This is a genomic window from Trueperella sp. HMSC08B05 (genome assembly GCF_001808405.1).
Classification (GTDB): Bacteria; Actinomycetota; Actinomycetes; order Actinomycetales; family Actinomycetaceae; genus Trueperella; species Trueperella bernardiae.
Genome location: NZ_KV793258.1, coordinates 65,620 through 76,924, shown reverse-complemented (window position 1 = coordinate 76,924; position 11,305 = coordinate 65,620). Strand labels below are relative to the sequence as shown.

The window sequence follows — 11,305 nt, the reverse complement described above, 5'->3', positions numbered from 1 at the left end:
CCCCCCCCCCGCTGAATTATCGACACTTGGCGTTTCGGGCGTAGCTTCCTCGGAACTGTCAATCGAGGGGTTGGCGTTTTCAGCGGTTCCCGGCTCCGCCGATTCGGTGTCGGCGCTGCCGGAAGGTTCCGTCTGGCCGTCTGTCTGCGTGGCGGCGTCGGTCGCCTCTGCGACCGTGGAAGGCGTCGAGGAATCTTGCGCGACAGCGGCTGGCACGCCCCCGACCAGCGCCAGGCCTGCCACCACCGTCAGTGCAACGAGTGCACGCAGACGCGCCGTGACGCGCTCAGCACATTTGCTCATGGTCACCCCGCCTCCGAAGTGGTCACTGCCGATGTTGATGCACTTATACTGCTATTTAGCGCCACCGAAAACAATATCGTTTTATCCTATGAACACGTCCGACATAGCTACGACTTGGGGCGGACGAAACCCACCCCCCCCCGAACTGGGGCAACGCTCCTCTGAACACCCGTGCCGGAGGGCCCTTGTCCCACAATGTTATTTACGACACACCTATAGGCTTTAGTGGTTTATTCTCTCGACATCACCTCGAATGCCCACACCGTCACTGTCGCCGAATCCTGCCGCCCAGCAACGTGGCACAATGGTTTCGATGATTGACGGAAGCACACCTACCAGGCACGGCGAGACGGCTGTGGGCAAGCGCGCCAATAAGCGCGCCGGCAGGCCAAACGCCAAGCATGCCGGGCGCCGCTCCCGCGGCCCGCGCCCCTTCATCCCCGCGGAGCTCGAGGCCCGCCGCGCCGCCCTCCCGGCGATCACGTACCCGCCGCAGCTCCCGGTCTCTGCGCGCCGCGCCGACATCGCGGAGGCGATCGAGAACAACCAGGTGGTGATCCTCGCGGGCGAGACGGGCTCGGGCAAGACCACCCAGTTACCGAAGATCTGCCTGGAGCTTGGCCGCGGCATCACCGGCATGATCGGCCATACGCAGCCGCGCCGCATCGCGGCCCGTTCGGTGGCGGACCGAATCTGCGACGAGCTGGGCGTGGAGCTCGGCGGCGCGATCGGCTACCAGGTTCGCTTCACGGAGCAGGTCTCGCGCACCACCCTGGTCAAGCTCATGACCGACGGCATCCTCCTCGCCGAAACCCAGTCCGACCCCGACCTGCGCAAATACGACACGATTATCATCGACGAGGCCCACGAGCGCTCCCTCAACATTGACTTCCTCCTCGGCTACCTCGCCAACCTCCTGCCGCGCCGCCCGGACCTCAAGGTCATCATCACGTCCGCCACGATCGACTCCCAGCGCTTCGCCGAGCATTTCGGCCGCCACATGTACGGCGGTTTCCCGGGCAACGAGGCGCCGATCATTGAGGTGTCGGGGCGCACGTTCCCGGTCGAGATCCGGTATCGCCCGCTTTACGACGACGCCGTCGGCTCGGCTTCCAGCCTGCCCTCGGGCGGTCGCGACGGCGACGCCGCGACCGCCCCCAGCCCCCACCACGCACCCGCTTTTGAAGGCCGCGAAAAGCTCACGCGCGAGGAGGCCCGCGACCAAGTGGCCGGCATCCTCGACGCGGCCGCCGAGCTCATGGCTGAGGGCCCGGGAGACATCCTCGTGTTCCTTTCCGGCGAGGGCGAGATCCGCGACACGGCCAAGGCGTTCGAGGAGGAGCTCGGGCGCCGTTACGTTGAGCCGGGCGAGCGGTCGTCGGTGCCGGACGCCGTCGAGGTCCTGCCCTTGTTCGCGCGCCTGTCGGGCGCCGAACAGCGCCGCATCTTCCAGCCCCACGCCCACCGCCGCATCATCCTGGCCACGAACATCGCCGAGACCTCGCTGACGGTGCCGGGCATCCGCTACGTCATCGATCCGGGCACCGCCCGCATCTCGCGCTATTCCAACAAAACCAAGGTGCAGCGCCTGCCGATCGAGCCGATCTCGCAGGCGTCGGCGAACCAGCGCTCGGGGCGCTCGGGCCGTGTGGAAGACGGCATCGCGATCCGGCTGTACTCGGAGGAGGAGTTCGCCGCGCGCCCGGAGTTCACGGAGCCGGAGATCCGCCGCACGTCGTTAGCGTCGGTGATCTTGCAGATGGCCGCGATGAACCTGGGCTCGGTTGAGGACTTCCCGTTCATCGACCCACCGGACATGCGCCAGGTGCGGGCCGGCCTGCAGCTGCTCGAGGAGATCGGGGCGCTTGTGCCGATGTCGGCGAACGCGCGCGGCACGGTGGTGGGCGCGGGCACGCACCTGCTCACCGAGACCGGGCGGATCCTCGCCCGCCTCCCCATCGACCCGCGCCTCGGCCGCATGCTCCTCGCCGCCTCCGACAACGGCTGCGCCGGCGAAGTCTTGGTACTGGTGGCGGCCATGTCGGTGCAGGACGTGCGCGAACGGCCCACCGAATTCCGCGCCCAAGCCGACCAACTCCACGCCCGCTTCACCGACCGCACCTCCGACTTTCTCGCCTACCTCAACCTGTGGCGCTACCTGCGCACCCAACAGCGCGAACTGTCCGGGTCGGCCTTCCGCCGCATGTGCCGGGCCGAATTCCTCAACTGGCTGAGATTCCGGGAGTGGCAGGACGTCGTCGTGCAGCTGCGGGAAATGTCGCGGCCACTGGGGATGGACGCCAAGCCGGTCGCGCTCCCCACGCGTGCGGCGCTCGCCCGCGCGGCAGCCGAGGACAAGGACAACTCGCACAACCAGGACGTGGCCCGCGCGGTCAAGGCGCTCGGGCAAAGCGCGGACACCCCCGCCGCCGACCAGATCCACCGGTCAATGCTGGTGGGCCTCCTGTCAAACCTCGGCTCGTGGGACGAGCGCAGCAAGGACTATCTAGGCGCCCGCGGCACGCGCTTCATCATCTGGCCCGGCTCCGGCCTGCACCGGCGCAGCCCCAGCTGGGTGATGGCCGCGGAGCTCGTGGAAACCTCGCGGCTCTTCGCCCGCTCGGTGGCGCAGATCAAGCCCGAATGGGTGGAGGAAGTGGGCTCGCACCTGGTGCGCACCTCCCACTCCGAGCCCTTCTGGTCCACCCGCCACGGCGCCGCGATGGCGCACGAGAAAGTCACCCTCTACAGCCTGACCCTCATCGCCGACCGCAACGTCCTCCTGTCGAAAGTCGGCACACCGGCCGCGCGCGAACTCGCCCGCGAACTGTTCATCCGCCACGCGCTCGTGCAAAACCAGTGGCGCGCCCACCACGCCTTCATCAAACACAACGAGCAGGCTCTCGCCGACGCCCACGAGGTCGAACAGCGCCTTCGCCAGGGCGGGCTCGTGGCCGACGACGCCGCCCGGTTCGTTTTCTTCGACGAGCGGATTCCCGCGGGCATCGTGTCCGCGCGGCACTTCGACTCCTGGTGGAAGCGCGAGCGCCACAAGAACCCCGAGCTTTTGAACTTCACCCACGACTTCCTCCTCGGCACCACCTCCGCCAGCGACGCCGACTTCCCCGAACAGTGGGTGCAAGGCGACATCACCCTCCCCATCGAGTACCACTACACGCCCGGCGCCCACGCCGACGGCCTCTCCATCGACGTGCCCGTCACCCTCCTGCCCCAACTCACCGACGACGGCTTCGACTGGCTCGTCCCCGGCATGCTCGACGAGCTCGTGGTGGCCACCATCCGCGCGCTCCCCAAGCCCGTACGGCGCCACCTCGTGCCCGCGCCCGACACCGCGCGCGAAATCCTGGGCAAGCTCCCGACGTGGGACGACGTCGCCCACGGCCAGACCGGCGCCCCCAGCTTCCGGTCCGCTTTTAACGACGCCGTCCGCGCGCTTCGCGGCGTGGAGATTTCGGCGGCGCAATGGGCGGAAGTGGCCCTGCCGCCGCATTTGGAGATCACCTTCCGGGTGCGATCCGAACGTGGGGCCGTGCTCGACGAGAGCACGTCGATCACCGACTTGCAGCGGCGGCTCGCGCCGCAAACCCGCACGGCGGTTGAGTCCGTGGTCAAGGGCGCGGTGGCCCAGGCGCTGGAGGAGGCGCGGGCGCAGATTCTGCAGGAGATGGGCGCGGGCGCGCCGTCTGGCGCGGGCGCTCGCGCTGGCCGAGGCGACTCGTCCGGTTCTCGCGGGGCCGGCGCGGCGGCGTCGTCGTCGGCCGGGCAGGCAGAAACCGGGGCCGTGGGAGCGGGCCTGCCGAACGGCGTCGACGGCATGGAAGCCTGGCCCGAGGTGGAGGAGCTGCCGGCGGTGGTCGAGACCGCGGGGCCGCACGGGATGGCCGTGCGCGGGTACCCGGCGCTGGTGGCGGAGGGGCGGCGGGCGAGCCTGCGGGTGCTGCCCGAGCCTGCGCTGCAAGTGCGCGACCACCGGCGCGGGGTCATCCGGCTGCTCGCCACGGAGCTGACGCTGCCGGAGGCGCGGGTGACGTCCAGGTGGAATGGGGAGGAGTCGCTGACGATGGCGGCGGCGCCTTACAAGAACACGGCGGCGGTGGTCGACGATCTGCATTTGGCCGCCGCGCGCAACATTGCCGACAGGTGGGCCGCCGCGAACGACATGCCACTCGGGCGTCTGCGGGCCCGGGCCGACTATGTGGCACTGCGGGACTACGCCCGCGACCACCTCGAGGACGAGATCTATACGCTGGTCAAGACCGTGGTGCGCGTGCTGCGCGCCTACGGGCAGGCCGACGCCAAGGTGCGGGCCAACAGCTCGCTCGCGCTCATCAACACGGTGAGCGACGTGCGCGAGCAGATCTCCGGGCTCGTGTACGAGGGCTTCATCGGGGCCACCGAGGAGGAGCGGCTGGCGCACCTGGTGCGGTACTTGCAGGCGGCGGCCATGCGCATCGACAAAGCCGCGCAAAACCCTGCCGCCGACGATGCCGCCGCCTGGCAAGTGCACGACATTGAGGATCTGGTCGCCGATGAGCGGGAGGCGGCTACGGATCGTGCCTACGATCCGGAGCGCGCGGCCACATTGCGGCAGGCCAGGTGGATGGTGGAGGAACTGCGGGTGTCGCTGTTCGCCCAGCAGCTGAGGACGGCGGGGAAGGTGTCGCCGCAGAGGATCCGCAACCTACTGGCGTAGCCGGTCGCCGAGCCCGGCTCCTAGTAAATAACCCAAATATAGGCCAGCACCACCGCGAGCCCCGCCCCGAGCGCACCCCACCACTCGGCGGCCGCGCTCGCCGGCACCCGCTCTAGACTCCCGCGCCGCATCGGCAGCGCCGGTGCCCGGTTCGACAGTTGCCTCGGGTGCCGCGCCAGCCGTTCGCGTAGGGCCTCCTGCTCGGGGGTCACCTGGTCAATGTTGGCCAGCTCGCCCATGCCGCGCTCGACCTGCCGAAGCGCCATCAACGTCCCGACCTCCGGCTCCTCCACCTGCACCCCGCCGGTCTCGCGCAGCAAAATCACCGACCGAAACGGCTCACCCTCCACTGGCCGCACCACCACTGGCACCAGCAGCCCCTTGTTCGCGCCCTTCTTGATGTACCGCGAGTAGGGGCTCTCCGCCGTGGCCAGCGTCCGCGCGATCACGGGGATGGGCGTACCGCGGGCGTCGTCGTCGAGAAAACGCCACACCACCACGAACGCGACCAGCATGATCACCGACGGCACCGCCGCCAGCACCATCCGCGCCGGGCTGAGGTAACCGAGCAGCCAGAAGAGCGCGAGAATCGTGCCGAGGAACGCCCCGAGCGTCCCGGCGGTGACGATGCGGCGCGCGCGGTCGATCGGCCGGTCCGCGGGCACGGCGCCCGCCTCGCCGATGCGCGCAACTAGGTCTGTGTGTGAAGCCATGATCCTCCTACCCGTCACACCCTACCGCAGACCTCCGACAGTTTTTCCGCTTCACGGCGCCGTCGCGCCGGTCGCGTCTACAGCTCGCGGACGATCTGGGCCACGGCGGCGCGGGCGTCGCGGCGGGCGCCGATCGTCGACGCCGAGGCGCCGTACCCGAGCAGGTAAACGCGCGGTTCCTTGACGGCGCGCGAGCTGTCAAGCATGATGCCGCCACCGCGTTCGCGCAGGTGGAGGGGTGCGAGGTGGCGCAGGTTGGCGCGGAAGCCCGTGGCCCAGATGATGGCGTCGAGGTCGAGGTAGTCCTCGCCCCACCAGACGCCGTGGCGGTCGACCCGGTCGAACATCTCACGGCGGTTGAGGATGCCGCGGCGTTCCATGTCGAGCACCCGTTCGTTGCGGGGCAGGCCCGTCTCGGCCACGACGGGCAGCGGTCGCAGCCCGGCGTCCATGCGCGCACGCACCCGCGCCTCGATCACGCGGCCGGCCTCGGCTGTGAGTCCGCCCGCGGCCTCGCCCACGGAAAAGTCGGAGGGGTCGCGCCAACGCGGGGGCGTCCGGGTGGTCCAAAAGACGTTTTTCGTCACGCGCGAGACATCATCCAGGTGGTCGAGCGCTGAGATTCCCCCGCCCACGACCAGCGTGCGTTTGCGCCAAAACACGTCCGGATCGCGGTAGTCATGAGTGTGGATCTGGATGCCGCGGAACAGCTCCCCGCCGGGGTACCAGGGGATGAACGGCGCGTCCCACGTGCCGGTGCAATTGATCACCACGCGCGCCGACAAATCGCCGACGTTCGTGTGGACGCGGAGGCGCGCGCCGTCGTCGTGAACGGAGCGGACCTTGACCGGACGGAAAACGGGCAGGTCGAAGGTGTCTTCGTAGTCGCCGAAATAGTCGGTCAAAAACGCGGAGGCGCGCTCGGGGCCGGCCGCAGGGCGCGCATGCAGGCCGGGGAGCTCGGCGATGTGGTTGACCGTTTTCATCGTTAGGCCGTCCCAACGGTGGCGCCAAGCGCCGCCCGGGCCAGTTTCGGCGTCGAGAACGACGAACGACGCCGCCGCCCGCGGCGCCGGCAACGACTGCGCAGCGTACCCGGCCACGCCACGCTGTTGGAGCTCATGCGCGGCGACGAGCCCGGCCTGGCCTGCTCCAATCACCACGACATCTACCTCGTGCATACCTCAACGGTAGCGTACGCGGAAGGGCACTTTGCAAGGGGCGCGAGGGAATTGTTGGGGTGGAGGGGTGGGGCTGGGGCCGTGGGGTAGGGGCGGGTGGCAGGGCCAGGCGCGGAAGGCTGTCGGAGGGAGTGGATAGAATCGGCGCATGGATGTTTCGCGAGCTCGCGAGGTTGCGCGGGGGCTCATGGACGCGCACGGCCTGCGCGGGTGGGACCTCGCAATCGACCGCGCCAAGCGGCGGGCCGGCTACACGAGTCATGCGCGGCGCACGATCTCGCTGTCGGGGCCGCTGATCACGCTGTATAGCGAGGAGCAGGTGCGCCTGCTCGTGTTGCACGAGGTGGCGCATGCGCTGGTCGGGGAAGGTCACGGGCACGACGCCGCATGGCGAGCCGCCTGCCTGAAGATCGGCGGGGATGGACTCACGCGCGTGGATCCCAAGTGGCCGACCGCGCCGGCGTTATGGGTTGGATTGTGCCCGAACGGTCACCGCTTTGAGCGGCAGCGGTTGGGGCGGGCCGGGTCGTGCCCGCGATGCTCGCGGGTATTTGATAGGCGCTACCTCATCACCTGGACAAACCAGCGCACGGGCGAGATCTTCCGGGGCTAGGCTGGCTGGCCTAGCTGGCTCGCACACCCACCATTTAATGGCCTTTGCTGTCGCTTGGTGTCTTATGCCACCAGTTCACGCCGGGCACTTATTTATAGTCACAATCTCCCAACAATTCACGCCTGTCACACGCTGGCAGCGCGCACTCCCGCCACCCCGACAGAAGTCGTGAATATACCGGCTGACGATCGCTCTAGACGCCTGGCCGCCCTCAGATTCACGAGTTGTGACAGTCGCGCCCCGAGCACACCACAGGAACGAACACTATCGGCGGGTTACGGCAATCCGACACCCACCAGACATCCTCTGACCAAGCCCGCCAAGCAGCCGCCTGGGCTCACGAGTTAGATCTCACGCCACGAGAACTCGGATTCCTTGCGGTAGCGCCTGCGGTTCGCGATTCGTATGAGCGCCCGTCTCGTGCTCGCCCAGTCATCCCAGATCTGCCGGTAACTGAGGCGCGTGACTTCATAACCCATTTCGGCAAGAAGGAGATCGCGCTGTCGGTCGCGGGCGAAGTCGTCCGGGCTACCATGATGTGCCACGGAGTCACATTCGATAACCCACGAGCTACCAACCTTCATGTCCGTGTACCAGTTAGGCACGGGCGAGAACTGTTGAACAACCGTGAAGCCACGATTGCGCAGAAAGTGCGCCACCCGAGTTTTACTCCCCGACTGCGAGTTCGGCTGAAAGTTCCACAGATACCGCGCCCGACTCTTGGGGATCATCTCAAGAAGGTGCTCAACCTCAGGGACCGACAGTTTCCCCAGATTGAGCGCCGACTCGATCACAATCAGCGCCTGCTCCACACTATGAAACCTCGCAACATGTTCGACCGCCCGGCAGACATCCGCGACAAGCTCGTTCTTGCTCACAACACCCCGGTGGACGATTGGTCTGACCTGGCCTTTCGTTGCGTCGTGGAGTCTATTGGCGATTCTGCTGATCGAGTCCGAGTTGTTAACCACAAGGTGAATTCTCGGCTCTGGCTCAGACGGCACCCAGAGGCCATGCCGCTCACACGCAGACAGACATCCCAGCTGTGCATGCCCGGCTGCCGCGAGCGCAACCATCGGGTTCGCGTCTCTCTGGGCATACCAACCTCGGCTGACGTGCACGAGCTTGCCGCTGGCCTTCAGCTCAGCAATGCGATGCCCGTTCAGGCCAGCTTGTTGCAATTCCGCGCGGGAGATCACTCCGTTCCACATGCGTCTACATTGGCAAAGTCCGTGGCGGCCCGTTTTCGCCACGTGGCCAAATGTGGACAGCTGTAGCGCCGAGCAAGATGTGGATAAGATTTTTCGCGCGTTTCCACCATTTCACAGCCTCCGCTTCGCCCTCCTTCACTACGCCACGGCCGACACAACTCGTGAATCTGAGGGTGACCAGGTGCCTATAGAAATCGGCAGTCGATATATTCACGACTTCTGTCGGGGAACACTGGAGAGGAAGCTCGCGCCTGTGACAGGTGTGACTAGTGTGAATATTGTGACGCACATTAGGGGCCGATATCGAGTACCAGCGCCACGGCGTGATTACCGGGCGGCCGGGCCGGCTATCCAGTGCGGGGCCGTGGTGCCCGGCGCCAGCGCAGTTACATCCAACGCCCAGGCGGGGCCATCCGGCGCACAGGCCTGTTCTTTCGAGCGCCAGGCCAGTGCTATCCATCACTTATCCATCACCCCGGCCAGCACCGCACGGCGCTAAGGGTAGTACTGTCAGGGCTCCCACCCACCCCGCGGGCCGATAGGCGCGCGGGCCCTCGTTGCTCTAGCCTATGACCAGGAGGTGGTCACATGTCGCAACACGCCACCGATGCAGGAACCGCGGAATCGCGAGGCTCGCGCGGGGCACAGCCGGCGGCACCGAGCCAGGCGCACCCGGCCAACCCAAGCCAGCCCGCCACCCCAGCCAACCCCCGCGAGGCTAAGCACGAGCGCCCTCTTCGCGTCGCACGCAAGCGCCGGGAGGCGGCCACGGCGTTCACGATGCTTATTCCCTCGCTCATTGGTGTGGGCTTCTTCCTCATGGTGCCTATTGTGGCCGTTGTGGCAATTTCGCTGCTCAGGTGGAACTTGATCTCCCCGCCCACGTTCGTCGGGCTCGCGAACTACCACACGATGTTCACCTCGCCGGACTTTTGGAATTCGGTGCGCGTGACCGTTCTCTTCTCTGCGATCGCGATCCCGCTCGCCATCGCGCTGGGCCTGCTCATCGCGGTGGGCCTGAACCGCAAGCTCCCCGGCTCCGGGATCCTGCAGATCATGTACGTGATCCCATGGGTGGCCGCCCCGCTCGCGCTGGGCATTGTGTGGAACTGGCTGTTGGCGCCGTCGGGGCTGCTGAACCAGTTGCTGGGTACCCGCGTCGCGTGGCTGGCCAGCGAGACGACAGCGCTCCCCGTCGTCGCCTTCGTGTACGTGTGGCAGAACATTGGCTATATTTCGCTGTTTTTCCTGGCCGCACTGCAGTCCATTCCGCGCGATATTTACGAGGCCGCCTCGCTCGACGGCGCCGGCCCCGTCCGCACTCTGTGGTCGATCACGTTGCCGCTCGTGCGGCCGACCACGTTTTTCGTGATGGTGACGTCGTTCATCTCGTCGTTCCAGGTGTTTGACCTGGTCTACGGCTTGACCGACGGCAATCCCGGCTACCCCGGCGGCACCACCGACGTCATCGCGGCCCGCATTTACACCGCGGCTTTCGCGTCGCCGCGGATTGGGGAGGCGGCGGCGATGGCCGTGTTCCTCATGGTGCTGATTGTTGCGATCACGATTGTCCAGCAGCGCTACTTCGCCAAGCGCATGACGTACGAAATGAGCTGATCATGGCCACGAAGCGTCGTTACCGCAAGAAGAATTCGATCCTCGCCACAGCGCTCACGTATGCGGTGCTGATCGCGGGCGCGCTGATTACCGTGCTTCCGCTGGTGTTTTCGATCATGACCTCGATGCGCACCGAGCGCGACCTCGTCCAGCGAGGCGCGCTTTCCCTTCCGCACGAGCTCACGTTCGATAACTACGTCCGGCTTTTCACCGAGCACGACTTCATTGTGCCTCTGGCGGTCACCCTCCAGGTGGTGTTGGTGATGGTGGTCGGCCAATTCTTCTCCTCGATTTTGGCCGCCTACGCGTTCGCGCGCCTGGAGTTCCCTGGCCGGCAGATCCTGTTTTGGGCCTACATTTCGACGATGATGATCCCGGCGATTGTCACCATGATTCCCCTGTTCACGATGATGAGTCAGTGGGGGATGCGCAACACGTTTGCCGGCATCGTGGCGCCGTTCATGCTCGGCTCGCCGTACGCGATCTTTTTGCTGAGGCAGAATTTCATGGCGTTGCCGCAGGAGATTCTCGACGCCGCCGAGCTCGACGGTGCCGGCTTCTGGCGCCAGCTGTGGTCGATCGTGTTGCCGATGAACCGGCCGATCCTCGTGACGCTGCTGCTCATCACGGTGGTCTCGCAGTGGAATAACTTCCTGTGGCCGTCGATCGTGTCCCCACGCAAGGAGTGGAACGTGTTGACGGTCGCCACGGCCGGCCTGCAGACCCAATACGCCGCCAATTGGACGCTCGTCATGGCGGCCACCACGCTGTCGATCTTGCCGTTGCTCATCTTGTTCATCGCGTTCAACAAGCAGATCGTGCGTTCAATCGGCATTTCCTCGCTCAAGTAGGCGCGCCCCGACGACGCACCAGCTGGACCCGTCATAAGTCGTGAAGCTGAGGTCGACCAGGCGCCCATAGCAATCGGTAGCCGGTATATTCACGAGTTCTGT

General features: G+C 66.5%; 8 protein-coding genes. 4 read left to right on the top strand and 4 right to left on the bottom strand.

From position 1 onward, the window contains the following. Window positions 1–309, bottom strand: a 309-nt coding sequence (locus HMPREF3167_RS09985) for a hypothetical protein (RefSeq protein WP_210382978.1), incomplete at its 3' end; no start/stop codon positions are given. A gap of 307 nt (window positions 310–616) precedes the next feature. On the opposite strand from HMPREF3167_RS09985, the gene HMPREF3167_RS06785 reads away from it, so the two are divergent. Then, entirely contained in the window at window positions 617–5,017 is a 4,401-nt protein-coding gene (locus HMPREF3167_RS06785; protein WP_083281115.1) for a DUF3418 domain-containing protein, read from the top strand. A gap of 20 nt (window positions 5,018–5,037) precedes the next feature. Here the strand turns inward: HMPREF3167_RS06785 and HMPREF3167_RS06780 are convergent, their stop codons facing one another. Continuing rightward, the gene (locus HMPREF3167_RS06780) at window positions 5,038–5,730 is read right to left on the bottom strand and encodes a hypothetical protein (RefSeq protein WP_070446184.1); all 693 of its coding nucleotides are present in this window, start codon (window positions 5,728–5,730) and stop codon (window positions 5,038–5,040) included. A gap of 77 nt (window positions 5,731–5,807) precedes the next feature. Then, complete coding sequence (locus HMPREF3167_RS06775; protein WP_070446182.1) at window positions 5,808–6,911, bottom strand: NAD(P)-binding domain-containing protein; 1,104 nt, start codon at window positions 6,909–6,911, stop codon at window positions 5,808–5,810. A gap of 148 nt (window positions 6,912–7,059) precedes the next feature. Between HMPREF3167_RS06775 and HMPREF3167_RS06770 the strand changes: the two genes are divergently transcribed. Further along, on the top strand, window positions 7,060–7,524 hold the full coding sequence (locus tag HMPREF3167_RS06770) for a SprT-like domain-containing protein (RefSeq protein ID WP_082661093.1): 465 nt from the start codon (window positions 7,060–7,062) through the stop codon (window positions 7,522–7,524). 344 nt (window positions 7,525–7,868) lie between these two features. Here the strand turns inward: HMPREF3167_RS06770 and HMPREF3167_RS06765 are convergent, their stop codons facing one another. Next, the gene (locus tag HMPREF3167_RS06765; protein ID WP_148132411.1) at window positions 7,869–8,735 is read right to left on the bottom strand and encodes a type IV toxin-antitoxin system AbiEi family antitoxin domain-containing protein; all 867 of its coding nucleotides are present in this window, start codon (window positions 8,733–8,735) and stop codon (window positions 7,869–7,871) included. Window positions 8,736–9,323: 588 nt separating this feature from the next. On the opposite strand from HMPREF3167_RS06765, the gene HMPREF3167_RS06760 reads away from it, so the two are divergent. Both HMPREF3167_RS06760 and HMPREF3167_RS06755 read left to right on the top strand, forming a co-directional pair. Further along, window positions 9,324–10,352: a carbohydrate ABC transporter permease gene (locus HMPREF3167_RS06760; protein WP_083281113.1), complete on the top strand. Its 1,029-nt coding sequence runs from the start codon at window positions 9,324–9,326 to the stop codon at window positions 10,350–10,352. A 2-nt stretch (window positions 10,353–10,354) separates the two neighbouring features. Next, window positions 10,355–11,203 carry a carbohydrate ABC transporter permease gene (locus HMPREF3167_RS06755; protein ID WP_068538907.1) on the top strand — a complete coding sequence of 283 codons (849 nt, stop codon included), beginning with the start codon at window positions 10,355–10,357 and terminating at the stop codon, window positions 11,201–11,203. Window positions 11,204–11,305 lie beyond the last annotated feature (102 nt).

Bases quoted from the DNA above. Each gene is read 5' to 3' on its own strand.
- HMPREF3167_RS06765 (WP_148132411.1), bottom strand. From the start codon at position 8,735: ATGTGGAACGGAGTGATCTCCCGCGCGGAATTGCAACAAGCTGGCCTG.
- HMPREF3167_RS06775 (WP_070446182.1), bottom strand. From the start codon at position 6,911: ATGCACGAGGTAGATGTCGTGGTGATTGGAGCAGGCCAGGCCGGGCTC.
- HMPREF3167_RS06760 (WP_083281113.1), top strand. From the start codon at position 9,324: ATGTCGCAACACGCCACCGATGCAGGAACCGCGGAATCGCGAGGCTCG.
- HMPREF3167_RS06755 (WP_068538907.1), top strand. From the start codon at position 10,355: ATGGCCACGAAGCGTCGTTACCGCAAGAAGAATTCGATCCTCGCCACA.
- HMPREF3167_RS06770 (WP_082661093.1), top strand. From the start codon at position 7,060: ATGGATGTTTCGCGAGCTCGCGAGGTTGCGCGGGGGCTCATGGACGCG.
- HMPREF3167_RS06780 (WP_070446184.1), bottom strand. From the start codon at position 5,730: ATGGCTTCACACACAGACCTAGTTGCGCGCATCGGCGAGGCGGGCGCC.
- HMPREF3167_RS06785 (WP_083281115.1), top strand. From the start codon at position 617: ATGATTGACGGAAGCACACCTACCAGGCACGGCGAGACGGCTGTGGGC.